The 25,328-nt window shown below is 53.5% G+C and carries 20 protein-coding genes and 1 pseudogene; 14 read left to right on the forward strand and 7 right to left on the reverse strand.

Annotation, left to right across the window (positions count from 1 at the left end):
• Positions 1 to 331: 331 nt before the first annotated feature.
• A complete protein-coding gene (gene pdeC / locus OGV57_RS00405) occupies positions 332 to 1,918 on the forward strand; it encodes a cyclic di-3',5'-guanosine monophosphate phosphodiesterase PdeC (protein ID WP_054527962.1) in 1,587 nt (528 codons plus the stop codon).
• 2 nt (positions 1,919 to 1,920) lie between these two features.
• Here the strand turns inward: pdeC and soxS are convergent, their stop codons facing one another.
• Positions 1,921 to 2,244, reverse strand: coding sequence for a superoxide response transcriptional regulator SoxS (gene soxS / locus OGV57_RS00410; RefSeq protein ID WP_003031731.1), 324 nt, complete (start codon positions 2,242 to 2,244; stop codon positions 1,921 to 1,923).
• 86 nt (positions 2,245 to 2,330) lie between these two features.
• Between soxS and soxR the strand changes: the two genes are divergently transcribed.
• The 4 genes from soxR (at position 2,331) to OGV57_RS00430 (ending at position 7,259) form a co-directional block, all read left to right on the forward strand.
• On the forward strand, positions 2,331 to 2,789 hold the full coding sequence (soxR, locus tag OGV57_RS00415) for a redox-sensitive transcriptional activator SoxR (protein WP_003031733.1): 459 nt from the start codon (positions 2,331 to 2,333) through the stop codon (positions 2,787 to 2,789).
• Positions 2,790 to 3,388: 599 nt separating this feature from the next.
• Entirely contained in the window at positions 3,389 to 4,738 is a 1,350-nt protein-coding gene (gene ghxP / locus OGV57_RS00420) for a guanine/hypoxanthine transporter GhxP (RefSeq protein ID WP_003031735.1), read from the forward strand.
• 157 nt (positions 4,739 to 4,895) lie between these two features.
• Positions 4,896 to 6,542 (forward strand): Na+/H+ antiporter, encoded by a 1,647-nt coding sequence (locus tag OGV57_RS00425; protein ID WP_003031737.1) that lies wholly within the window; start codon positions 4,896 to 4,898, stop codon positions 6,540 to 6,542.
• A 225-nt stretch (positions 6,543 to 6,767) separates the two neighbouring features.
• A complete protein-coding gene (locus OGV57_RS00430) occupies positions 6,768 to 7,259 on the forward strand; it encodes an REP-associated tyrosine transposase (RefSeq protein ID WP_054527963.1) in 492 nt (163 codons plus the stop codon).
• Positions 7,260 to 7,329: 70 nt separating this feature from the next.
• On the opposite strand, the gene OGV57_RS00435 is transcribed toward OGV57_RS00430, so the two are convergent.
• Positions 7,330 to 8,220 (reverse strand): LysR family transcriptional regulator, encoded by an 891-nt coding sequence (locus tag OGV57_RS00435; RefSeq protein WP_003844732.1) that lies wholly within the window; start codon positions 8,218 to 8,220, stop codon positions 7,330 to 7,332.
• 101 nt (positions 8,221 to 8,321) lie between these two features.
• On the opposite strand from OGV57_RS00435, the gene OGV57_RS00440 reads away from it, so the two are divergent.
• Both OGV57_RS00440 and OGV57_RS00445 read left to right on the forward strand, forming a co-directional pair.
• Complete coding sequence (locus OGV57_RS00440; protein WP_003031742.1) at positions 8,322 to 8,732, forward strand: CidA/LrgA family protein; 411 nt, start codon at positions 8,322 to 8,324, stop codon at positions 8,730 to 8,732.
• Complete coding sequence (locus OGV57_RS00445; RefSeq protein WP_003031745.1) at positions 8,725 to 9,414, forward strand: LrgB family protein; 690 nt, start codon at positions 8,725 to 8,727, stop codon at positions 9,412 to 9,414. Before OGV57_RS00440 ends, OGV57_RS00445 begins: the two co-directional genes overlap by 8 nt.
• Before the next feature lie 45 nt (positions 9,415 to 9,459).
• Here the strand turns inward: OGV57_RS00445 and actP are convergent, their stop codons facing one another.
• The 3 genes from actP to acs all read right to left on the reverse strand — a co-directional run bounded on the left by actP (position 9,460) and on the right by acs (position 13,615).
• On the reverse strand, positions 9,460 to 11,109 hold the full coding sequence (gene actP / locus OGV57_RS00450; protein ID WP_003031747.1) for a cation/acetate symporter ActP: 1,650 nt from the start codon (positions 11,107 to 11,109) through the stop codon (positions 9,460 to 9,462).
• Positions 11,106 to 11,420, reverse strand: a complete 315-nt coding sequence (locus OGV57_RS00455) for a DUF485 domain-containing protein (protein WP_003031750.1) — start codon at positions 11,418 to 11,420, stop codon at positions 11,106 to 11,108. Before OGV57_RS00455 ends, actP begins: the two co-directional genes overlap by 4 nt.
• A gap of 236 nt (positions 11,421 to 11,656) precedes the next feature.
• Complete coding sequence (gene acs, locus OGV57_RS00460; protein ID WP_003826645.1) at positions 11,657 to 13,615, reverse strand: acetate--CoA ligase; 1,959 nt, start codon at positions 13,613 to 13,615, stop codon at positions 11,657 to 11,659.
• Positions 13,616 to 14,048: 433 nt separating this feature from the next.
• Here acs and nrfA point away from each other — a divergent pair, with 433 nt between their 5' ends.
• The 7 genes and pseudogenes from nrfA (at position 14,049) to gltP (ending at position 22,221) form a co-directional block, all read left to right on the forward strand.
• On the forward strand, positions 14,049 to 15,485 hold the full coding sequence (gene nrfA, locus OGV57_RS00465) for an ammonia-forming nitrite reductase cytochrome c552 subunit (protein WP_286530638.1): 1,437 nt from the start codon (positions 14,049 to 14,051) through the stop codon (positions 15,483 to 15,485).
• A 44-nt stretch (positions 15,486 to 15,529) separates the two neighbouring features.
• Positions 15,530 to 16,096 carry a cytochrome c nitrite reductase pentaheme subunit gene (gene nrfB / locus OGV57_RS00470; protein WP_003031758.1) on the forward strand — a complete coding sequence of 189 codons (567 nt, stop codon included), beginning with the start codon at positions 15,530 to 15,532 and terminating at the stop codon, positions 16,094 to 16,096.
• Positions 16,093 to 16,764 (forward strand): cytochrome c nitrite reductase Fe-S protein, encoded by a 672-nt coding sequence (gene nrfC, locus OGV57_RS00475; RefSeq protein ID WP_003031761.1) that lies wholly within the window; start codon positions 16,093 to 16,095, stop codon positions 16,762 to 16,764. The genes nrfB and nrfC overlap by 4 nt, the downstream gene beginning before the upstream one ends.
• A complete protein-coding gene (nrfD, locus tag OGV57_RS00480; protein WP_003031764.1) occupies positions 16,761 to 17,717 on the forward strand; it encodes a cytochrome c nitrite reductase subunit NrfD in 957 nt (318 codons plus the stop codon). Before nrfC ends, nrfD begins: the two co-directional genes overlap by 4 nt.
• An 8-nt stretch (positions 17,718 to 17,725) precedes the next feature.
• Positions 17,726 to 19,952 (forward strand): annotated as a pseudogene (gene nrfF / locus OGV57_RS00485) (heme lyase NrfEFG subunit NrfF).
• Positions 19,952 to 20,563, forward strand: a complete 612-nt coding sequence (gene nrfG, locus OGV57_RS00490; RefSeq protein WP_016149410.1) for a heme lyase NrfEFG subunit NrfG — start codon at positions 19,952 to 19,954, stop codon at positions 20,561 to 20,563. Before nrfF ends, nrfG begins: the two are co-directional and overlap by 1 nt.
• Before the next feature lie 344 nt (positions 20,564 to 20,907).
• On the forward strand, positions 20,908 to 22,221 hold the full coding sequence (gene gltP, locus OGV57_RS00495; protein WP_003031773.1) for a glutamate/aspartate:proton symporter GltP: 1,314 nt from the start codon (positions 20,908 to 20,910) through the stop codon (positions 22,219 to 22,221).
• Between the two features lie 104 nt (positions 22,222 to 22,325).
• Here the strand turns inward: gltP and yjcO are convergent, their stop codons facing one another.
• Together yjcO and fdhF are read right to left on the reverse strand one after the other, a co-directional pair.
• Entirely contained in the window at positions 22,326 to 23,015 is a 690-nt protein-coding gene (gene yjcO, locus OGV57_RS00500) for a Sel1 family TPR-like repeat protein YjcO (RefSeq protein ID WP_003031775.1), read from the reverse strand.
• A 103-nt stretch (positions 23,016 to 23,118) separates the two neighbouring features.
• Positions 23,119 to 25,266, reverse strand: coding sequence for a formate dehydrogenase subunit alpha (fdhF, locus tag OGV57_RS00505; RefSeq protein WP_080602221.1), 2,148 nt, complete (start codon positions 25,264 to 25,266; stop codon positions 23,119 to 23,121).
• Positions 25,267 to 25,328: the final 62 nt, after the last annotated feature.

Consider the following 25,328-nt stretch of genomic DNA (forward strand, 5'->3'; position numbering starts at 1 on the left):
TTGACACTAAATAATCAATCTTAAAGGTGCATTTAGACCACCGGTTTAATTTATCCTAAATTTTGTGTTAAAAAAATTTAATGAATTTCTTAAATGCAACCAGGATAGTGCTCATAAAAAATTTACGTTTTAGGGATAATAACGTTGTGAAATAAGCGTAACTTTAAGTTTGCCTTACGGAAAAATAATATCATCATCAACTATTATCAGACTTTTACATAGAGACGTCTGTTGCTAATACTGATAGATTCATGCAAGTTAACTAGCTGGTGTTTATAGCATCCTGCCGTGACAGGTACTGGCATAGACAAAACAGGGACATAAGGCTGACATGAATCACAGTGCGCGACGCAAGCTGCTGAAGTTGCTGGGAACATTCATGGTGGTATTGCTCCCCGTGGTGCTGGCATTATGGTTTGCTCAAATTCGGGCTATGTCCGAAACCCGTAATCAACTCCGCTCATTTGCTCAACTGGTGTTAAATAAAACAGAATTGGTAATCCTGCAAGCCGATTTGGCGCGTGATATGGCCCAGTTGTATCAGGGTAAGATGTGTACCCCGGCACATCAGAAAAGTATGCTGAATATTATTCGCGGTCGTTTATATATCAGCGAGCTAATTTATGCGCAGGGCGATCATTTTTTGTGCTCTACGTCGATGGTGCCACCCGTTACCTATATTATGCCGACCGCAGACTATAAACGTACGCCGGATATCGCCATCTATTACTACCGCGATACCCCTTTTTTCGCTGGCTACAGAATGACGTACATGCAACGTGGGAACTACGTCGCAGTCATAAATCCATTATCCTACAGCGAAGTCATGTCAGATGATCCGGATCTGTCCTGGGGCGTATATGACACAGTAACAGATACGTTTTTCTCTGCCAGCGAAGCGGCAAATATTGCGCAATTCGCGCCTCTCGTACGCGGTGAAGCCTCGACCTTTCAACAAGACGATCGCTTTTACACCATCGTGCATTCAGAAAAACGCCCAATTGCGATCATTGTGTCGACCTCACACAACCGCGTAAGTCAGATTTTCTATCACGAGGCGGCGTTAACCATTCCCTTCGGGATTATCTGCAGCATCCTGATACTGCTAATGTGGTGGCGCACGCGCCAGGAATACTTATCTCCCCGGCGCTTACTAAAACGCGCGATCAAAAAACGTCAGCTTTGCCTGCATTACCAGCCGATCATTGATATTAAGAATGGACAATGTGTTGGTGCTGAAGCTCTGCTGCGCTGGCCGGGTTGTAAAGGTGAGGTGATGAGCCCGACGGAGTTTATTCCGTTGGCTGAAAAAGAGGGAATGATTGAGCGGATCACGGATTATGTCGTTGAAGAGGTATTCAACGATTTGGGGTATTTTCTTTCGGCGCATCCTCAGCTTTATATCTCGATTAACCTTTCCGCTTCTGACTTTCATTCATCCCGATTGATTGCTCTGATTAACGACAAAAATCGTGAGTACTCCGTGGCGGCCCAGCAAATTAAAGTCGAAGTGACGGAGCGGGGGTTCATAGACGTACATAAAATGACCCCAGTAATCCAGGCGTTCCGCAAGGCGGGTTATGAAGTGGCGTTTGATGATTTTGGCACGGGATATTCCAATCTGCATAATTTATCAGCGCTGAATGTCGATATCCTGAAGATCGACAAATCGTTTATTAGCACGTTGTCCACTAACAGCACCAGTCACTTGATTGCCGAACATATTATTGAGATGGCGCAAAGCTTACACCTGAAGACGATTGCGGAAGGGGTGGAAACGAAGGAACAAATCGAATGGCTGCTTGAACGCGGCGTACAGTATTGTCAGGGCTGGTATTTTGCGAAGGCGCTGCCGTCGCAGGAGTTCATGCACTGGATACAACGGTCGCCCGCCATACTGACGCAGAGCGGGCAATAAGCTTACAGGCGGTGGCGGTAATCGCTGGGGGTACGATCAAACTCGCGGCGAAACACGCGCGAGAAGGTTTGTTGCGATACATAACCAAGATCCATCGCGATATCGAAAATAGGTCGCTCAGTCGTCCTCAGTTCAACCGCCGCCAGCAGAAGTCGTCGCTGGCGGATGTAGTCACCCAGCGTCTGGCGCGTCACCGTGCGGAACATTCTCTGTAAATACCACTTCGAGTAACCTGATTTTTTCGCAACCGCCTCAATGTTCAGCGGCTGATCGATATGTTCATCAATCCATTCAATAAGGGTCTGAATAATCTGCTGATGGGACATAGGGCTGCCTCTTTCTCAGTATTCGATTCGTCGTTTTGTCTGTGGGCGAGTATAATTCCTCAAGTTAACTTGAGGTAAAGCGATTTATGGAAAAGAAATTACCCCGAATAAAAGCGCTGCTCACGCCAGGTGAAGTTGCAAAGCGTAGCGGCGTGGCAGTTTCGACCCTGCATTTCTATGAAAGCAAAGGGTTAATCAGCAGCATGCGCAACAGCGGTAATCAGCGTCGCTACAAACGTGATGTGTTGCGTTACGTGGCGATTATCAAGATTGCTCAACGTATTGGGATCCCGCTGGCAACGATTGGCGACGCGCTGGGCGTATTACCTGAAGGACATTCACTTAGCGCTAAAGAGTGGAAACAGCTCTCTTCGCAATGGCGTGAAGAGCTGGACCGACGCATTCATACTTTGGTGTCGCTACGTGATGAGCTGGATGGATGTATTGGTTGCGGCTGCTTGTCGCGCAGCGATTGCCCGTTGCGTAACCCAGGCGATCAGTTGGGCGAGCAAGGAACCGGGGCGCGTCTGCTGGAAGATGATTGATTGGTTTAAATATATGACGGGTATAAAACTAAAGCGCCACAGAGGGCGCTTTAGTTTGGTTCCGGTCTTCGTCTTTCACTCTATCCCGCTGGTTCACGGGAGGGTTTCCCCCGACATCAACACCCCTCAGTCGAGCACATTAGGGGAGGTTCCGGCCTGTGTTGATAATGTAAGTGTAAGCTACCTCCCTCCATTTGCCAGTGAAACGATGATTTTTTAGCCAAAAAATTTACCGCATCTTCACCGGTTTTCTTGCGCGAGTTTGCGCGAAAAATAAGAACGATTGTTGCGACAATCTGGCGAAATTTGTTACCAGATTGCGCATTGACGATAACGTTTGCGCATCGACTGGTTGTTTATTGTGCGTTATAAGAAGAAATGAGTAAAAAGCGGCAAAGTTCAGTTGAAAACCGGCGTATGATCGCTGGATAATCGTTTGCTTTTTTTTACCACCCGTTTTTTATGCGCGGAGCTAAACGTTTGCTTTTTTGCGACACCCCTAATGACGCAAACCTGGCACATGGAGAAAACGTTTAGCAGGCAGTGGATTGTCCAGCACGCATAATGACGAAAAAATAAACTCTCAGGGGATGTTTTCTATGTCTACGCCTTCAGCGCGTACCGGCGGTTCACTCGACGCCTGGTTTAAAATTTCGCTTCGCGGCAGTACCGTTCGTCAGGAAGTCGTTGCCGGATTAACGACGTTCCTAGCCATGGTTTACTCCGTTATTGTGGTTCCAGGGATGCTGGGTAAAGCCGGATTCCCGCCTGCCGCTGTATTTGTGGCAACCTGCCTGGTCGCGGGCGTCGGTTCTATTGTCATGGGCCTGTGGGCAAATCTGCCGCTGGCGATTGGTTGCGCCATTTCTCTGACGGCGTTTACCGCATTCAGCCTGGTATTGGGGCAACATATCAGCGTGCCCGTTGCGCTGGGCGCGGTGTTCCTGATGGGCGTCCTGTTTACCATCATTTCCGCGACGGGTATTCGTAGCTGGATCCTGCGCAATCTGCCGCAGGGCGTTGCGCACGGTACGGGAATCGGTATCGGCCTGTTCCTGCTGCTGATTGCGGCAAACGGCGTTGGTCTGGTGATTAAGAATCCGCTGGACGGTCTGCCGGTTGCGCTGGGCGACTTCGATACCTTCCCGGTGATTATGTCGCTGGTTGGTCTGGCGGTGATTATTGGCCTCGAAAAACTGAAAGTACCGGGCGGCATCCTGCTGACTATTATCGGTATTTCCATTGTTGGCCTGATTTTCGACCCGGCCGTGCATTTCTCCGGTATTTTTGCCATGCCGTCTCTGAGCGACGAAAACGGCAACTCGCTGATCGGCAGCCTGGATATTATGGGCGCACTGAATCCTATCGTTCTGCCGAGCGTGCTGGCGCTTGTTATGACCGCCGTCTTCGATGCGACCGGCACCATTCGTGCCGTAGCCGGACAGGCGAATTTGCTGGATAAAGACGGACAGATTATCGACGGCGGCAAAGCGCTGACCACCGACTCCCTGAGCAGCGTGTTCTCTGGTCTGGTGGGCGCTGCTCCTGCGGCGGTATACATTGAATCCGCAGCGGGTACGGCGGCAGGCGGTAAAACTGGCCTGACGGCGATCACCGTTGGCGTCCTGTTCCTGCTGATCCTGTTCCTCTCTCCGCTCTCGTATCTTGTACCGGTATACGCAACGGCGCCTGCACTGATGTATGTGGGCCTGTTGATGCTGAGCAACGTTGCGAAAATCGACTTTGCTGACTTTGTCGACGCAATGGCGGGTCTGGTAACGGCCGTATTTATCGTGCTGACCTGTAACATCGTTACCGGCATTATGATTGGCTTTGCTACCCTGGTGATTGGCCGTCTTGTCTCTGGCGAATGGCGCAAGCTGAACATCGGCACGGTGGTTATCGCTATCGCGCTGGTGGCCTTCTACGCGGGCGGCTGGGCTATCTGATTTTTGTTCGATAAAGATCCTCAAAACGGGTGGCTTTGGCCGCCCGTTTTTATTTTCAGAACACACTCGTTGTCTTTTGCGTTACTCTCAATTAGATAGAATTGAGGCACGACGCCTCTCATCACCAATCATAAGAAACATCGCAAACAGGGAACGCATGGAAATCTTTTTCACCATACTCATCATGACCCTTGTGGTCTCGCTGTCGGGGGTATTTACTCGCGTATTGCCCTTCCAACTCCCTTTACCCCTAATGCAGATCGCCATCGGCGCCTTGCTGGCGTGGCCGACGTTTGGTTTGCATGTGGAATTCGATCCTGAGCTGTTTTTGGTGCTGTTCATCCCGCCGCTGCTCTTTGCCGATGGCTGGAAGACGCCAACGCGTGAGTTTCTCGAGCATGGGCGAGAGATCTTCGGCCTTGCGCTGGCGCTGGTGCTGGTCACGGTGGTCGGCATTGGATTTATGATTTACTGGCTGGTGCCGGGGATACCACTTATCCCAGCCTTTGCGCTGGCCGCCGTCCTTTCGCCAACCGATGCTGTTGCCCTTTCCGGCATTGTGGGGGAGGGGCGCATACCGAAGAAAATCATGGGCATCCTGCAGGGCGAAGCGTTGATGAACGACGCCTCCGGTCTGGTCTCTCTGAAGTTTGCCGTCGCCGTGGCGATGGGGACGATGGTATTCACCGTTGGTGGCGCAACGCTTGAGTTCTTCAAAGTGGCGATTGGCGGCATCCTGGCTGGTTTTGTCGTCAGTTGGCTGTACGGGCGCTCCCTGCGCTTCCTCAGCCGCTGGGGCGGTGACGAGCCGGCAACGCAAATCGTCCTGCTGTTCCTGCTGCCGTTTGCGTCTTACCTGATTGCGGAACACATCGGCGTTTCCGGTATTCTCGCGGCGGTCGCTGCCGGGATGACGATCACCCGTTCCGGGGTGATGCGCCGCGCACCGCTGGCGATGCGTTTACGTGCTAACAGTACCTGGGCAATGCTGGAGTTTGTGTTTAACGGCATGGTCTTCTTGCTGTTAGGGCTACAGTTACCGGGGATTCTGGAGTCTTCCTTAGCGGCGGCCGAGGTCGATCCGAACGTTGAAATCTGGATGCTGTTTACCGATATCGTGCTGATTTACGTGGCGCTGATGCTGGTACGTTTTGGCTGGCTGTGGACGATGAAAAAATTCAGTCTGCGCTTCCTGAAGAAAAAACCAATGGAATTCGGCTCCTGGACAACGCGTGAAATCCTGATTGCCTCTTTTGCGGGCGTGCGCGGGGCAATTACCCTCGCCGGTGTGCTCTCCATTCCACTGTTGTTACCGGATGGTAGCGGATTTCCGGCGCGATATGAGCTGATCTTCCTTGCCGCAGGCGTGATTCTGTTCTCGCTGTTTGTTGGCGTGGTGATGTTGCCGATTCTGCTACAACATCTGGAAGTGGCAGACCACTCGCAGCAGCAGAAAGAGGAACGTATTGCTCGCGCTGCTACGGCAGAAGTTGCGATTGTCGCGATCCAGAAAATGGAGGAGCGACTGGCCGCGGACACCGAAGAGAACATCGATAACCAGTTACTCACCGAGGTGAGTTCCCGCGTGATTGGTAACCTGCGTCGTCGCGCCGACGGACGCAACGATGTGGAAAGCTCGATGCAGGAAGAAAACCTCGAGCGACGTTTCCGCCTGGCAGCGTTGCGTTCAGAACGCGCGGAGCTTTATCATCTGCGCGCGACGCGGGAAATCAGCAATGAGACGCTGCAAAAGCTGCTGCACGATCTGGACTTGCTGGAAGCGCTGTTGATCGAGAATCAATAAACGAGAGAGCCTGATGGCGCTGCGCTTATCAGGCCTACGGGGTAGCACGTTGTAGGCCGGATAAGGCGTTTGCGCCGCATCCGGCGAAAGATCTGCCTGATGGCGCTACGCTTATCAGGCCTACATAAAATATTCATCGTGTAATTTGCGAGCCGCTTTCCTGAACTGATCTGTTTGTCTTGTCTGTTCCCTCTTTTCTCCATACGGTTGAGGAAAGGGGGAAACATGTCCAACTATCGACGAAATTACATCAACGGAGGAACCTGGTTTTTTACGGTAAATCTGCAGGACCGTCGAAGCCAGCTTCTGATATCAAAAATTGATCGGTTACGTTGTGCTATTTCTGCGGTACAAAAAATGAAACCTTTTTATATCAATGCGTGGGTCGTATTACCTGAGCATATGCATTGCATCTGGACGTTGCCTGAAAATGACGCTGATTTTTCATCCCGTTGGCGGGAAATTAAGAAGCATTTCACGCGATCGTTGTCTGCCCGACATATCTGGCAACCTCGCTTTTGGGAACATACCATCCGCGATGAGCACGATTATCGACAGCATGTTGATTATATTTACATTAACCCAGTGAAGCACGGGTGGGTAAAACAGGTACAGACATGGCCTTTTTCAACATTTCATCGCGATGTGAGGCGTGGTTTGTTCCCACAAAATTGGGCAGGTGAAATAATGGATTTTAATATGGGTGAACGTGCCTGATGGCGCTACGCTTATCAGGCCTACAAAACCGATGTAGGCCGGATAAGGCGTTTGCGCCGCATCCGGCATTTTACGACGCTTGCGGTAGCCAAAACCCTTCACAGCATTTGAGCCACGCCTGGGCGCTGTGCGACAGATACACGCCTTCGCGCCAAATCATGCCCAATTGCCAGCGTAAATCACTCTCCAGAGGGATCCAGCGCAACGTTTGCTTATCCAGGCGCTGGCAAATCGGCTCCGGTAAAATGGCAATCCCGACTCCGGCTTGTACCATCGCAGCCAGAAAATCCCACTGCCCGCTGCGCACCGCGATGCGGGGCTTGACGTTGTGTTGGCTAAACAGCTCAAGCAATTGGCGGCTCAACGCGAAATCTTCGTTGTAGATCAGTAGCGGATGTTCCGCCAGTGCCTCGGGGGAAATGGATTCGCATGTTGTCCACTGACCGGAGCGGGGGACCAGCACACAGAGCGGATGACTGAAAAGCGGTAGGGTCGCCAGACCACTCTCTTCTTCAACCGGCAGCGCGGTCATCGCGACATCCAGATCGCCGTTCATCACCGCCTGCTGGACGGTTAAGCCGCCAAATTCAGAGACCTTCAGCTCAACGCCGGGATAGCGCTGGCGAAACAGGCTGATAGGCCCGGCCATCAACATACCGACCATCGGCGGGATACCGAGGCGCAGCACACCCCTGTTGAGGTGATTAATGTCGCTAAGTTCAGCTTCAAGCTGGCGAAACTCAGCGAGGATCGCCAGGCCGCGTTCGAAAACGACCTGTCCGGTGTCGGTTAACAACAACCGCCGCCCGTCGCGGATGAGCAATGTGCAATTAAGCTCGTCTTCAAGGTTCTTCAACATCTTGCTGATGGTGGGCTGGGTGACAAAAAGCTTCTCCGCTGCGCGAGTAAAGCTCTGCTGACGAACCACCTCAACAAAATATCGCAGCGTTCTGATATCCATGATTATTCCTTAAGACTATGCCTGCAATGAGTTTAATTCATTTCAGTCCTGGACGGGGGCTCTCTATACTGGCGCTCTCTATTTTTTAAGGACATACCCTCATGGCTGTGGCGATAAGCCGCGTGACGCCTGCTGTTATTCATCGACTCCAGATCCCCGTTCAGGTTCTGTTGTACGCAGGTCTCTTTGTATTTGCTCAATATCTTGTCTCCTGGCTGCATCTGCCGCTTCCTGCCAACCTGGTAGGGATGGTGCTGATGCTGGCGTTAATTGTCTGCCGGGTTATCCCGCTGAACTGGATTCGCGCAGGTGCTCGCTGGTTACTGGCTGAAATGCTGCTGTTTTTTGTCCCGGCGGTGGTCGCCGTTGTGAATTACACGCAGCTGTTGCTGGTTGATGGCTGGCGTATATTTGCCGTCATTGCGATCAGTACGCTGATGGTGCTCGGCGCAACGGCGTGGGTGGTGGATAAAGTGTATCGCTATGAAATGAGCAGGTTAAACCGTGAGTAATTTTCAGCTAAGCGTGCTGTGTCTGGTGATTACGCTGGGTATCTACTTTGCTAATAAGCGATTGTATCGCCGTTTTCGTAAATTACCGCTGATGCCATTAGTCCTCACCCCGGCCCTGCTGGTGCTGATGCTAGTCTTCGGCCATATCTCCTGGCAAAACTATATTGGTGAATCGCACTGGTTGCTGTGGCTGTTAGGGCCGGCGACCATCGCCTTTGCCGTTCCGGTGTATGACAACCTTGCGGTGATTAAGCGTCACTGGATGTCGCTGACGGCGGGCGTGGTAACGGCAACGCTGGTGGCCGTCACCAGTTCCGTGTGGCTGGCGCGCCTGTTTATGTTGCCTGATGAGATCCAACGCAGTCTGGCGGTGCGTTCCGTCACCACGCCATTTGCGCTGGCAGCGGCAGAGCCATTGGGCGGGCAGCCGGACCTGGTGGCCTTGTTCGTGGTGGTGACCGGCGTATTCGGCATGGCGGTCGGCGATGTGCTGTTTTTACGCCTTTCCATTCGTGAAGGAATGGCGAAAGGCGCAGGATTTGGCGCCGCATCGCACGGGGCAGGCACGGCGCGCTCTTATGAGCTTGGTCAGCAGGAGGGCGTGGTTGCCAGCCTGGTGATGATGCTTTCCGGTGTGGTGATGGTATTGGTGGCGCCGCTGGTCGCGAGGCTGATGTTCTAAGAAAGGATGTAATCCTCCGGCCCGAAAGCCGGAGGAGAGGGGAGGTTAGTGCGCGCGACCTTGTTCTACGCCGTACCCGGTCTGGGAGCGGATGAACTGAGCACGGAACTGCTCGCGTTCGCGGTTGCCTTCTTCTGAGTTGTCGGTAGCAGAGAAGAACCAGATCCCGAGGAACGCTATGCTGATGGAGAACAGCGCTGGATATTCATACGGGAAAATGGCTTTTTCGTGACCGAGGATCTGGACCCAAATGGTTGGGCCGAGAATCATCAATACTACCGCTGTTAACAGACCTAACCAGCCACCCAGCATTGCGCCACGGGTGGTCAGACGCGACCAGTACATGGAAAGCAGGATGATCGGGAAGTTGCAGCTGGCCGCGATGGCGAACGCCAGACCCACCATGAAGGCGATGTTCTGGTTCTCAAACAGCACGCCGAGCAGGATGGCTATCACACCCAGTACCAGTACGGTGATTTTTGACACCTTCAGCTCTTCACGTTCGGTTGCGCCTTTGCGGAATACGTTGGCGTACAGGTCGTGAGAAACTGCCGAAGCGCCCGCCAGCGTCAGCCCGGCAACCACCGCCAGGATGGTGGCAAACGCCACTGCAGAGATGAAGCCGAGGAACAGGTTACCGCCCACCGCATTCGCCAGGTGAACCGCCGCCATGTTGTTACCACCGATCAGTGCGCCTGCAGCATCTTTGTACTCTGGATTAGCACCTACCAGCATGATCGCGCCAAAGCCGATGATAAAGGTCAGGATGTAGAAATAACCCATAAAACCGGTGGCATAGAATACGCTCTTACGCGCTTCGCGGGCATCGCTGACCGTGAAGAAACGCATCAGAATATGCGGCAAACCTGCTGTACCGAACATCAATCCAAGACCTAACGACAGAGCGGATATCGGATCTTTTACCAGACCGCCCGGGCTCATAATCGCGGAGCCTTTCGGGTGTACTGCCATCGCTTCGGTGAACAGGTTGTTGAAGCTGAAGCCGACGTGCTTCATTACCATGAAGGCCATAAAGCTGGCGCCGAACAGCAGCAGAACAGCTTTAATGATCTGTACCCAGGTGGTTGCCAGCATGCCGCCAAACAGAACGTACATCATCATCAGTACGCCAACCAGCACGACGGCGATGTGATAGTTCAGACCAAACAGCAGCTCAATCAGTTTACCTGCGCCGACCATCTGGGCGATCAGATACAGCGCGACCACCACCAGGGAACCACAGGCCGACAGAATACGGATTGGACCCTGCTTCAGACGATAAGAAGCAACGTCAGCAAAGGTGTAACGACCGAGGTTACGCAAACGCTCAGCAATCAGGAACAGGATAATTGGCCAGCCGACCAGGAAGCCGAGTGAGTAAATCAGCCCGTCATAACCGGAGGTAAATACCAGCGCGGAAATTCCAAGGAACGATGCCGCCGACATATAGTCGCCCGCAATCGCCAGCCCGTTCTGGAAACCGGTGATGTTACCGCCGGCGGTGTAGTAGTCATTACGCGAACGTACGCGCTTAGACGCCCAGTAGGTAATGCCGAGCGTAAAGATGACGAAAATCAGGAACATAACAATCGCCTGCCAGTTGGTTGGCTGGCGTTGGACTGCACCGCTAATAGCATCCGCCGCGTTTGCGGCGAAGGGCAGCGTGGCGGCAAGCGCCGTCAGAACTCTCTTCATGATGCTTTAACCTCGTGCAGAACCGCATTGTTCAGGCGATCGAATTCACCGTTTGCCCGCCAGATGTAGATTCCGGTCAGGATGAAGGAGATGAGGATCACTCCGACCCCAATCGGAATACCGCGGGTGACGCTGGTTCCTGCGTGTAGCGGAGTACCCAGCCAGCCTGGCGCAAAGGCAATCAATAAAATAAAGCTGATATAAACTGCCAGCATGATGATGGACAGAATGGTGGCAAACCGTTGCCGTTTTTCTACTAACTCCCTGAAACGCGCACTGTCTTCTATCCGCTGATAAATTTGGTCATTCATCACAGAGTTCTCCAGAGGCCCCCTTCGTCTTTCACGCCGCAGGTGCGTTGGCCGCACTCGCCCACCCCAGTCACATAGTGAACTATGCTCCTGGGGATGTGCTCGCTTGCCGCCTTCCTGCAACGCGAAATCCTTTGGGGGAGGGTTTTTATATTTCCCTCCCGGTCAGGGGAGGGGTAGGGATAGGATTTGTAGGCCCGATAAGCTGCGCGCCATCGGGCATTTCACAGTTATGGTTATGATGGCATCGCGATGGCCTGCTTCTCTTCGAGCAGTTTCTCCACGACGCCAGGATCGGCGAGGGTCGAGGTATCGCCCAGATTGCTGGTATCGCCCGCCGCGATTTTACGCAGAATACGGCGCATAATTTTGCCGGAGCGGGTTTTCGGCAGTGAGTCGGTCCAGTGCAGCACGTCTGGCGTTGCCAGCGGGCCAATTTCTTTACGCACCCAGTTGCGAACCTCGGCGTACAACTCAGGTGACGGCTCTTCACCGTGATTCAGCGTAACGTAAGCGTAGATCGCCTGGCCTTTAATATTATGCGGAATCCCTACCACCGCGGCTTCGGCAATCTTCGGATGCGACACCAGCGCCGATTCGATTTCAGCTGTTCCCAGACGGTGGCCGGAGACGTTCAGCACATCGTCCACACGTCCGGTGATCCAGTAGTAGCCATCTTCGTCACGGCGCGCGCCGTCGCCGCTGAAGTACATATTCTTGAAGGTAGAGAAGTAGGTTTGCTCAAAGCGTTCGTGATCGCCAAACAGCGTTCTCGCCTGGCCCGGCCACGAGTCGGTAATCACCAGGTTGCCTTCGGTCGCGCCTTCCAGCGGATTACCTTCGTTATCGACAATCGCAGGCTGTACGCCAAAGAATGGACGGGTTGCAGAACCGGCTTTCAGTTCGGTGGCGCCGGGCAGCGGGGTAATCATGAATCCACCGGTTTCAGTCTGCCACCAGGTATCGACGACCGGGCATTTTTCGTTGCCGATCTTCTTCCAGTACCACTCCCATGCTTCCGGGTTGATCGGCTCGCCAACTGAACCCAGGATACGCAGCGACGAACGGTCAGTACCTTCAATCGCTTTATCGCCTTCCGCCATCAGGGCGCGAATGGCGGTCGGCGCGGTATACAGAATATTGACCTGATGCTTGTCCACAACCTGCGACATACGCGCCGGGGTAGGCCAGTTTGGCACGCCTTCGAACATCAGCGTGGTTGCGCCGCAGGCCAGCGGACCGTACAGCAGGTAGCTGTGCCCGGTTACCCAGCCTACGTCAGCGGTACACCAATAAATATCGCCCTGATGGTAGTCAAACACGTACTTAAAGGTGGTGGCGGCGTAGACCAGATACCCGCCGGTAGTGTGCAGTACGCCTTTCGGCTTACCGGTTGAGCCAGAGGTATACAGGATAAACAGCGGATCTTCCGCGTTCATCTCTTCCGGCTGGTGTTCTGAGCTGGCCTTCTCGATAAGATCGGACCACCACAGGTCACGACCTTCCTGCCATTCCGTTTTTCCACCGGTACGTTTGAGAACGACCACATGTTCAACGGTTTTCACATTTGGATTTTTCAGCGCATCATCCACGTTCTTTTTCAGTGGGATAGCGCGCCCGGCGCGTACGCCTTCGTCGGCGGTGATCACCAGGCGTGAATTGGAGTCGATAATACGTCCGGCGACGGCTTCCGGTGAGAAACCACCGAAGATGACCGAATGCACCGCGCCAATACGGGCACAGGCCAGCATGGCGACCGCAGCTTCCGGCACCATCGGCATATAAATGGCCACCACGTCACCTTTTTTAATGCCTAAATCCAGTAGCGTATTGGCGAAACGGCAGACATCGCGATGCAACTCGCGATAGGTAATGTTTTTGCTTTGGGTTGCGTCATCGCCTTCCCAGATGATGGCGGTACGATCGCCGTTTGCCTGCAGGTGGCGGTCAAGACAGTTTGCGGCCAGATTCAGAGTGCCGTCTTCGTACCATTTAATCGACACGTTGCCTGGTGCGAAGGAAGTGTTCTTCACCTGGCTGTACGGCTTGATCCAATCAAGAATTTTTCCCTGTTCGCCCCAAAATGTGTCGGGTTCGTTAACGGATTGCTGGTATTTCTCTGCGTACTGCTCCGGATTTATCAGGCAACGATCCGCAATGTTTGCGGGAATAGCGTGTTTATGTATTTGGCTCATGGCTTTTGTTCTCCTTGTAGGATGTTAATAATATGTCTCATAAACGTTAAATGTAGGGGCTTTGAGAGTTTTGTTTAGTATTTGCGCGGCAGATCACGCAATAAACGAATTGTGCAAATTAGCGACAAACTGAATTTTGAAGGGAGCTAGCAAAATTGACTAAATCTCGCGATAACATGTGGTTATCTAAAGGATTGTTGAAAAGGTGATCTGTCTCTGAATTAGACAAAAGAGGGTGCAATCAAAGGGTGTTACTAACTCTAAAGTGGTATTTTACATACACTTACAATTGATTAAAGACAACATTTTCAGTGTGGTTTCTTGTTACAAATAGGGTGGAGCAATGTCATGACAGTATTCGTGTGGTTGCTGTTATGGAAAACAATAAAAGAACCGCCATTGCAGATAATGGCGTCATCTGGATGAGACCCCTATGGCAAGGATAAAATCACGCGTACGCTGTTTCTTCAGCCTGTTAGTACCTTTATTATTTATCTCTGCAGTTCACGCTGAACAAACCCCCGTACCCGCAAAAACCGTCACCGTTGAAGCGAAGAATGAAGTCTTCGCCCCTCAGCATCCCGATCAATATCTCTCCTGGAAAGCCACGTCTGAGCAATCAGCCCGTGAAGATGCGCTGGCAGAAGATCCTCGTCTGGTGATCCTGTGGGCGGGATATCCCTTCTCGCGCGATTACAACAAACCGCGCGGGCACGCGTATGCAGTGACCGATGTTCGTGAAACCTTACGTACCGGCGCACCCAAAACGGCAGAAGATGGTCCGTTGCCGATGGCCTGCTGGAGCTGTAAAAGCCCGGATGTGGCGCGTCTGATCCAGAAAGACGGTGAAGATGGCTACTTCCACGGTAAATGGGCGCGCGGCGGTCCTGAAATTGTTAATAATCTTGGCTGTGGCGATTGCCATAACACCGCGTCACCAGACTTTGCCAAAGGCAAGCCAGAACTGACGCTGTCGCGTCCTTATGCTGAGCGCGCGATGGAAACCATCGGCAAACCGTTTGAGAAAGCCGGTCGCTTTGACCAGCAATCCATGGTCTGCGGCCAGTGCCACGTGGAATACTACTTCGACGGTAAAAACAAAGCCGTTAAGTTCCCGTGGGACGACGGCATGAAAGTCGAGAACATGGAGAAGTACTACGACACCATCGCCTTCTCTGACTGGACCAACTCCCTGTCTAAAACCCCGATGCTGAAAGCGCAGCACCCGGAGTATGAAACCTGGAGCGCAGGCATTCACGGCAAGAACAATGTGACCTGTATCGACTGCCACATGCCGAAAGTGCAGAACGCGGAAGGCAAGATTTACACCGACCATAAGATTGGTAATCCGTTCGATAACTTCGCTCAGACCTGTGCGAACTGCCACACCCAGGACAAAGCGTCCCTGCAAAAAGTGGTCGCCGAGCGTAAACAGGCCATTCATGACCTGAAAATCAAAGTTGAAGACCAGCTTGTTCGTGCGCACTTCGAAGCGAAAGCCGCATGGGATGCGGGTGCGACCGAAGCGGAAATGAAGCCGATTCTGGAAGATATCCGTCACGCGCAATGGCGTTGGGACCTGTCTATCGCCTCACACGGTATTCACATGCATGCCCCGGAAGAAGGTCTGCGGATGCTGGGTAGCGCAATGGATAAAGCCGCTGACGCACGTACCAAACTGGTCCGTCTGCTGGCGACCAAAGGCATCACGCATGAAATCCCGTTACCGGATATCTCTACCAAAGAGAAAGCCCAGGCGGCGATTGGTCTGAACATGCAGCAAATCAATGCTGAGAAGCAGGACTTCATCAAAACGGTGATTCCGCAGTGGGAAGATCAGGCGCGTAAAAACGGTCTGTTAAGCCAATAACCCCATTTCGCCCCGCAAGGGGCGGATAACTCAACGGAGTGAATATGAGCGTATTACGTTCGTTATTAACTGCTGGGGTGCTGGCGTCAGGCTTGTTATGGAGCCTGAGTGGAATCACTGCCACGCCAACGCCGCAGGAGTCGGATCAACGCTGGACGGTTACCCAACAGCGTAATCCGGATGCCGCCTGTCTGGACTGTCACAAGCCGGATACCGAAGGCATGCATGGTAAGCATGCGGAAGCCATCAACCCGAATAACAAACTGCCTGTCACCTGCACCAATTGTCACGGCCAGCCGTCACCGAACCACCGCGAAGGGGTGAAAGATGTGATGCGCTTTAATGAGCCGATGTACAACGTGGAGCAGCAGAACAGTGTCTGTATGTCCTGTCACCTGCCTGAGCAGTTGCAAAAAGCGTTCTGGCCGCACGATGTCCACGTAACCAAAGTGGCGTGTGCCAGCTGTCACTCACTGCATCCGAAGCAAGACACGATGCAGACGCTGAGCGATAAAGGACGGATCAAGATTTGCGTCGATTGCCACAGCGATCAACGTAACAATCCGAACTTTAACCCGGCGTCGGTTCCGTTGCTTAAGGAGCATCCATGAGTTGCTCTCGTCGCCAGTTTATCACCGGCGTCGGCGCGCTGGTGGCAGTGAGCGGGACGGCGGGGCGCGTTGTGGCGAAGACGCTGAACATCAACGGTGTGCGTTACGGTATGGTTCATGATGAGTCTTTATGCATTGGCTGTACGGCCTGCATGGATGCTTGTCGGGAAGTTAACAACGTGCCGGAAGGCGTATCGCGTCTGACGATTATCCGCAGTGAGCCGCAAGGGACATTTCCTGATGTGAAGTATCGCTTCTTCCGTCACTCGTGCCAGCATTGCGACCACGCTCCCTGCGTTGACGTCTGCCCGACGGGGGCATCGTATCGCGATGCCGCCAGCGGTATTGTGGATGTGAACCCGGACCTTTGCGTTGGCTGCCAGTACTGTATCGCCGCGTGTCCTTATCGCGTGCGGTTTATCCATCCGGTGAGCAAAACGGCGGATAAATGCGATTTCTGCCGGAAAACCAACCTGAAAGCGGGCAAACAGCCCGCCTGCGTTGAGTCATGCCCGACGAAGGCGCTGACGTTTGGTAATCTGGACGATCCCAACAGTGATATATCCCGTTTGTTGCAGCAGAAAACTACCTACCGTTACAAACTGGCGTTGGGTACAAAACCGAAGGTCTACCGCGTTCCCTTTAAATTTGGGGAGGTGAGCCAATGACATCCGCTTCTGCATTTCATTTTGAATCACTGGTGTGGGACTGGCCCATTGCCATCTATCTGTTCCTGATAGGTATCTCTGCCGGACTGGTCACGTTGGCGATTCTGCTGCGTCGCTTCCATCCGGAGGCGGGCGGTTCAGACAGCACGCTGCTGCGCACCACGCTGGTGTTAGGGCCGGGGGCAATTATCCTCGGTTTGCTGATTCTGGTGTTCCACCTTACGCGTCCATGGACTTTCTGGAAACTGATGTTCCACTACAGCTTCACTTCGGTGATGTCGATGGGGGTCATGCTGTTCCAGTTGTACATGGTGGTGTTAGTGCTGTGGCTGGCAAAAATCTTTGAAAAAGAGGTGATTGCCCTGCAACAGCGGTTCGTGCCGCGACTGACGATTGTGTCAAAACTACTGACGCTAATCACGCCGTTCCATCGCGCGCTTGAGACGCTGATGCTGGTGCTGGCGGTTCTGCTCGGGGCGTATACCGGGTTCCTGCTGTCGGCGCTGAAATCCTACCCGTTCCTGAATAACCCGATCCTGCCGGTGCTGTTCCTGTTCTCCGGGATCTCCTCCGGTGCGGCGGTGGCACTGATCGCCATGGCGTTACGTCATCGTAGCAATCCGCACAGTACGGAAGCGCACTTTGTGCATCGCATGGAAGTCCCGGTCGTATGGCTGGAGATCTTCCTGCTGGCGGCGTTCTTTGTTGGTCTGGCGCTGGGCGATGACGGCAAAATGCGTGCGCTGGCGGCGGCACTGGGCGGCGGATTCTGGACCTGGTGGTTCTGGCTTGGCGTGGCCGGGCTTGGGTTGATACTGCCGATGCTGCTAAAACCCTGGGCCAACCGCAGTTCGACGTTTCATGGCGTGCTGGCAGTGTGCGGCGCCAGCCTGACCGGCGTACTGCTGCTGCGCTTTTTTATCCTCTATGCGGGTCAGCTAACCGTTGCGTAAGGTGATATCTGGACGTTCTCCTTCCTGAAGCCGGTTTTCTGGCGCTGTTATTAAGCCTCGGGGTCAACGTGTTGACCCCGCTTGCCGTGTTGGTAGGTGTCCGGCAGCGCTGGCAAGGGGTGATGCGCCTGGCAAGCGTGGGCGTGTGGACGCAATTTGCCCTGCTGCTACTGGCCTTTACCATTCTGGTATTCTGCTTTTTGACCAGCGATTTTTCGGTGGTCTACGTTGCCCAGCACAGCTACAGCCTGCTGCCGTGGGGATTAAAACTGGCGGCGGTGTGGGGCGGTCATGAAGGATCGCTGCTGCTGTGGGTGCTGTTTCTTTCAGCCTGGAGCGCGCTGTTTGCTCTTCGCTATCGGCGTAATACCAACGCGCTGTTTCCGCTGACGCTCTGCGTCCTTTCAATGATAACGGCCCTGCTGCTGCTGTTTGTGGTGGTATGGTCCGATCCGTTCGTGCGTATCTTTCCGCCAGCCATTGAAGGACGCGACCTTAACCCGATGCTGCAACATCTTGGGTTAATCCTCCATCCACCGCTGCTGTACCTGGGTTACGGGGGGTTAATGGTGGCGGCAGGCGTGGCGCTGGCCTCGCTGCTGCGCGGTGACTTTAATGCGCAGAGCGCCTGGGTGTGCTGGCGCTGGGCGCTGCCCGGCTGGTGCGCGCTGACGCTGGGGATTATCCTCGGCTCCTGGTGGGCCTACTGCGAGCTGGGCTGGGGCGGCTGGTGGTTCTGGGACCCGGTAGAAAACGCTTCCTTATTACCCTGGCTTTCCGCCAGCGCGCTGCTACATAGCCTGTATATCACGCGCCAGCGCGGGATCTTCCGCCACTGGTCGCTGCTGCTGGCGATCGTCACGCTGATTTTATCGCTGCTGGGGACGCTGATTGTGCGTTCCGGCATTCTCGTTTCGGTGCATGCTTTCGCGCTGGATAACGTTCGTGCCGCGCCGCTGTTTGCGCTGTTTACCGTGTTGAGTCTGGCGTCGCTCGGGCTGTACGCCTGGCGGGGCCAGCAAGTCCGGCAGAATGCTCGTTTTGGCGGTTGGTCACGCGAGATGCTGATTCTGGTTGCGCTGCTGCTCTTTAGTGCGGTGCTGCTGATTGTGCTGATTGGCACGCTCTACCCGATGATTTACGGGCTGTTCGGCTGGGGGCGGCTTTCCGTGGGCGCACCGTACTTTAACCGCGCTACGCTGCCCTTTGGCCTACTGATGCTGCTGGTTATTGTGCTGGCAATGGTCAGAAGCCGCAAAGTGTCTTTCCGCATCCAACTTCCGGCACTGCTGGCGCATGCCGGAGTGCTGGTGTTTGCGGCGGGGATCGTCTTTTCCAGCGGGAGTCGTCAGGAGATAAGCCTGAACCTGAGCCCTGGGCAGCAGGTTGAACTGGCGGGTTACATTTTCCGTTTTGAGCGTCTCGACCTGGAAGCCAAAGGTAACTACACCAGTGAAAAAGCGCAGATCACGCTGTGGCACAATGAGAAACGCATTGGCAGCCTGCAACCTGAAAGGCGCTTCTATGCCGCGCGTCGTCAACAGATGATGGAGCCGGGGATCCGCTGGAACCTGATGCATGACTGGTATGCGGTAATGGGTGAAAAAACCGGACCAGACCGTTATGCCATGCGCTTGTACGTGCAGACCGGCGTGCGCTGGATTTGGGGTGGGGGACTATTAATGGTCTTTGGCGCGCTGCTGAGCGGATGGCGAGGAAGGAAACGCGATGCGTAAATTAATCACAGCGTTGCCGGATGGCGGCGTAAACGCCTTATCCGGCCTACAAGGTGCGCAAACCGTAGGCCGGATAAGCGCAGCGCCATCCGGCAGAAAGTTATTACTCTTAACGCTCGTCCTGTTTTTCATTACTTTCGCTACGCATGCCCAGGTTGTGGACACATGGACGTTTGCCAACCCGCAGCAGCAGGAACAAGCGCTGTCTATTGCCAGCCAACTGCGTTGTCCACAGTGCCAAAACCAAAATTTGCTGGAATCCAATGCGCCGGTAGCGGTCAGTATGCGCCATCAGGTTTACAGCATGGTGGCGGAAGGGAAAAGTGAAGCCGAGATAACCACCTGGATGACCGAGCGTTACGGTGATTTCGTTCGTTATAATCCGCCGCTGAATGAGCAAACGCTGCTGCTGTGGGCGTTGCCGTGCCTGTTGTTGTTGCTGGTAGGTGTCGTGGTCTGGCGAGTGAGAAAACGTCAGCATACGGAGGAAGGTGAATAATGAGCCAGTGCGAGCCGCTGTTACGCCCAATGCCCGTGAAGCGGCTGACCGCTGCGGTGGTACTGATGGTTGTGGCCTGCATTGGAGGCTACCTGTTGACGCCAAAATGGCAGGCGGTTCGTCAGGAGCAGACGCGACTGGCGGACCCTTTACATGCTTTCTCTGATGAAAATATTCAGGAAAAACAGTTGCTTTTTCTGCAATCGCAGATTCGAGCCAATCCACGGGACGGCGTGAAATGGGCGCAACTCGGGGAGTACTATCTTTGGCAAAACGCGTATCATAATGCGCTGCTGGCCTACGAGCAGGCGCTGCGTGTCGGCGGTGAAAATGCTGAGATCTATTCAGCGATGGCAACGGTATTGTATTACCAGGCCGGACAACATATGGCGCCGCCCACTCGCGAGATGATTGATAAGGCCTTGGCGCTGGACCCGGCAGAGGTCACCGCGCTGATGTTGTTAGCCTCAGATGCGTTTATGCAGGCAGACTACGCCCAGGCTATTTCAGTTTGGCAAAAAGTTATGGATTTAAACTCGCCGAGGGTGAACCGGGCACAGCTCGTTGACTCTATTAATATGGCGAAGTTGTTGCAGAATCGGCAAAAATAAATTTGTTTTATTTGTGATTTGTATCATTTTGCCTGTTTAAAAAACAGGCAAACGAACAGGTGAGCGAAAAAAACTCACGCTATGACTTCTTCATTTTTGAACATATTAAAATTCTTTTATAACAAAAAGTTATTCATCAATACCGCGATAAAATTGCATTTTTATGCATAAATTCAGCCAAAAGCCCTGTTCTTAGAGGGTTGCGCGGAATGCCATGCAGATGATAATGATAATAAGCGTTAAAAAACTCCATAAACGAACGCAACACAATTCATACCCTTTCAGTATGTACTATTCCCACACACCGCATGTGGAATAGCGCTCCATCGAGGAAGTCCGTTGTTATGAAAAATTTGAAAGTCAGCCTGGCATGGCAGATTCTAATCGCCATGGTGCTGGGCATTCTGCTAGGGAGTTACCTGCATTACCATAGCGACAGCCGCGAATGGCTGGTGGTCAACCTGCTGTCTCCGGCGGGCGATATCTTTATCCATCTGATCAAAATGATCGTCGTGCCGATTGTTATCTCCACGCTGGTGGTTGGTATTGCCGGGGTGGGTGATGCAAAACAGCTGGGCCGTATTGGCGCCAAAACCATTCTCTATTTCGAAGTGATCACCACCGTAGCGATTATTCTTGGCATCACGCTGGCGAATGTTTTCCAGCCGGGTTCCGGGATTGATATGTCGCAACTGGCGACCGTGGATATTTCGAAATATCAAAATACGACCGCAGAAGTGCAGAGCCACGCGCATGGCCTGATGGGCACGATTGTGTCGCTGGTGCCGACTAATATCGTCGCGTCGATGGCGAAAGGCGATATGTTGCCGATTATCTTCTTCTCGGTGCTGTTTGGTTTAGGCTTGTCTTCCCTACCAGCAACCCACCGCGAGCCGCTGGTGACCGTGTTCCGCTCGATTTCAGAAACCATGTTTAAAGTGACCCACATGGTGATGCGTTATGCGCCAGTCGGTGTTTTTGCGCTGATTGCTGTGACCGTCGCGAACTTCGGTTTTGCCTCCCTGTGGCCGCTGGCGAAACTGGTGCTGTTGGTACATTTTGCCATCCTGTTCTTCGCGCTGGTGGTGCTGGGGATTGTGGCGCGTATCTGCGGTCTGAGCATCTGGATCCTGATCCGCATTTTGAAAGATGAGCTGATTCTGGCTTACTCTACCGCCAGTTCCGAGAGCGTACTGCCGCGTATTATCGAGAAGATGGAAGCCTATGGCGCACCGGCTTCAATCACCAGCTTTGTGGTGCCGACCGGCTACTCATTCAACCTTGATGGTTCAACGCTGTACCAGAGTATTGCCGCGATCTTTATTGCGCAGCTGTATGGTATCGACCTGTCGCTGTGGCAGGAAATCGTGCTGGTGTTGACGTTGATGGTGACCTCGAAAGGGATTGCGGGCGTGCCGGGCGTCTCCTTCGTGGTACTGCTGGCTACGCTTGGCAGCGTGGGGATCCCGCTGGAAGGCCTGGCGTTTATTGCCGGTGTTGACCGTATCCTCGACATGGCGCGTACCGCGCTGAATGTGGTGGGGAATGCGCTGGCGGTGCTGGTTATCGCCAAGTGGGAGCACAAATTTGACCGCAAGAAGGCGCTGGCTTACGAGCGCGAGATGCTGGGTAAATTTGATAAGACCGCTAATCATTAATTAATGAAAGATTGCCGGATGGCGCTGCGCTTATCCGGCCTACGGAAGACGGTGAACTGTAGGCCGGATAAGGCGTTTATGCCGCCATCCGGCAATGCAAACCATTACCCGTTTGTTAACTTTTCAAACTCTTCACAGCCGGTATCGAACCCTTCCATACAGCTCAGATTCAGCCAGTGTAGCGCCTTCTGTTTATTCTTCACGATAAAACCCTGCTCGCCGTTTAAGAACATCATTCCGGCCCAGTACTCGGAATAACCGGTGCGGGAGATGGCGGAGCTGCGTTTGAAATACCATGTCGCTTTTTCATCGTCTGCGGGGATCCCCACGCCGTTGGCGTAAATCAGCCCGAGCAGCATTTGCGCGTCGACGGCGGAGTCATTTTCCAGATCTTCAGAGGCGTTTTGCAGCAAGGTAATGGCTTTGGGGTAATCTGTGTGTCCTGCCTGGGTGTTGACCAGAATCCGCGCCAGGGTCAGTTCTCCCGCTTTACTGCCCGCTTTGGCTGCCTTTTCCGCCAGCGTTTTGGCTTGGGGGTAATCCAGACTGACCGGATTCGTAATTTTGATTTGCGCCAGGAGCGCGCAGGCGTCGGCATCGCCATTGTCGGCGGCTTTTTGCGCCCAATACTCGGCTTTGCTCAAATCGCCCGAACTGAACCAGGTATCGGCAAGAAAGTACTGTGCGCGACGGTCCCCTGCCTCAGCGGCCTGTAAGTACTGGCTTCCTGGCTCAGTATCACTGGCATGGGCAAAGAATGTCATAAAGAACATCAATGCAATGAGTTGTTTCATTTTGAGTTTTATTTAGGGTACGGAATGAACAGTATAAAGAGATCGTATGGATAAAAAAACAGCCTCCGGGCGGAGGCTGTTGCAGAACAGGTACGTAAACGGACTAACCCATCGCGCTTTCGCGCAGACTGGCTTTCAGCTTGTTGTACTCATCAATAACATACTGCTCGGCAGCGCGCTGATCGGCAATGCGTTCAACGTTAACGGCACAGTACTTATACTCTGGCGTTTTGGTAATCGGGCTTAAGTTCTCGGTTACCAGCTCATTACATGCGCCAATCCACCACTGGTAGGTCATGTAAATCGCGCCTTTGTTTGGACGATCGCTGACTGCCGCACGGGTAATGACCCGACCTTTACGCGAGTTAACCCACACCAGTTCTTCGTCCTGGATGCCCAGGCGTTCTGCGTCGGCGGTGTTGATCTGGGCATAGCCCGGTTCATCCGCCAGCGCGGCCAGCGCCGCACAGTTACCGGTCATCGAACGGCAAGAGTAGTGGCCGACTTCACGCACCGTAGACAGTACCATTGGGTACTCTGGGGTGAGTTTGTCGATTGGCGCTACCCAGTCGCAGGTGAAGAACTGCGCCAGGCCGTTCGGGGTGTCGAACTTCTCTTTAAAGAGATAAGACGTCCCCTGATCGGCTTCTGAGGTGTCGCGGCAAGGCCACTGGATATAACCCAGTTCGCCCATTTTCTCGTAAGTGGCACCGTAGAAATCCGGGCACAGATGACGCAACTCGTCCCAGATTTCCTGGGTGTTGTTGTAGTGCATCGGATAGCCCATACGGGTGGCGATTTCACTGATAATCTGCCAGTCCGTTTTCAGATCCCACTTCGGCTCAACGGCTTTAAAGAAGCGCTGGAAGCCACGGTCAGCCGCGGAGAATACGCCTTCATGCTCACCCCATGACGTAGACGGTAAAATAACGTCTGCGGCAGCGGCGGTTTTGGTCATGAAGATATCCTGCACGATGACCAGTTCCAGATCCTCAAAGCCTTTGCGCACTGCGGAGAGTTCAGCATCGGTCTGTAATGGATCTTCACCCATGATGTACGCCGCGCGGACTTCGCCATGCGCAGCACGGTGCGGCAGTTCGCTGATGCGATAACCGGTATGTGCAGGAAGACTTTCCACGCCCCAGGCTTTAGCGAATTTCTCGCGGTTTTCCGGGAACTTAACGTACTGATAGCCCGGATAGGTATCCGGCAGCGCGCCCATATCGCATGCGCCCTGAACGTTGTTCTGACCACGAACCGGGTTAACGCCCACGCTTGGCTTACCGAGGTTGCCGGTCAGCATTGCGAGGCTGGTCAGTGAACGCACGGTTTCCACGCCCTGATAGAACTGGGTAACACCCATACCCCACAGGATAGCCGCGCTTTTTGCCGTGGCATACATACGTGCAGCCTGACGAATATCCTGCGCGCTAACGCCAGTGATATCTTCGACGGACTCCGGCGTGTAACCTTCGACAATCTTGCTGTACTCTTCGAATCCTTCCGTACGGGAGGCGACGAACGCCTGGTCGTACAGTTTTTCTTCGATGATGACATGACCCATGGCGTTGAGCAGCGCGATGTTCGAGCCGTTTTTCAACGCGATGTGCATGTCGGCAATACGCGCGGTTTCAATTTTGCGCGGATCGCAGACGATGATTTTCGCCCCGTTACGTTTAGCGTTAATCACGTGATTCGCCACGATCGGGTGGGAATCCGCCGGGTTATACCCGAAGATGAACACTAAATCTGTGTTATCAATTTCATTGATAGCATTACTCATTGCGCCGTTACCGACCGATTGGTGCAGACCTGCAACCGATGGGCCGTGTCAGACGCGAGCGCAGCAGTCAACGTTATTGGTACCAATAACGGCGCGCGCGAATTTTTGCATTACATAGTTGGTTTCGTTACCCGTACCGCGAGATGAACCGGTCGTCTGAATAGCGTCCGGGCCATACTTCGCTTTGATGGCGCTCAGACGAGTGGCGACGTAATCAAGCGCTTCATCCCAGGAAACAGATTCCAGTTTGCCGCCACGCTGGCGACGGATCATTGGGGTTTTCAGACGAGGGGTCAGGATCTGGGTATCGTTGATAAAATCCCAGCCATAGTAGCCCTTCAGACACAGAGTACCCTGGTTGGTTTTCCCCTGCGCCGCTTCAGCCCGGACGATTTTGCCGTTATCGACCACCAGGTTGATTTTGCAACCTGATGCGCAATATGGGCAAACCGTGACGACTTTTTTCATCGGTCTCGCTCCAGTTAATCAAATCGCGCATACGCGCTGTCGCTTTAGTTATGCATCTTTTA

Origin of the sequence: Citrobacter sp. Cf087, from assembly GCF_030334285.1 — a bacterium.
Classification (GTDB): Bacteria; Pseudomonadota; Gammaproteobacteria; order Enterobacterales; family Enterobacteriaceae; genus Citrobacter; species Citrobacter freundii.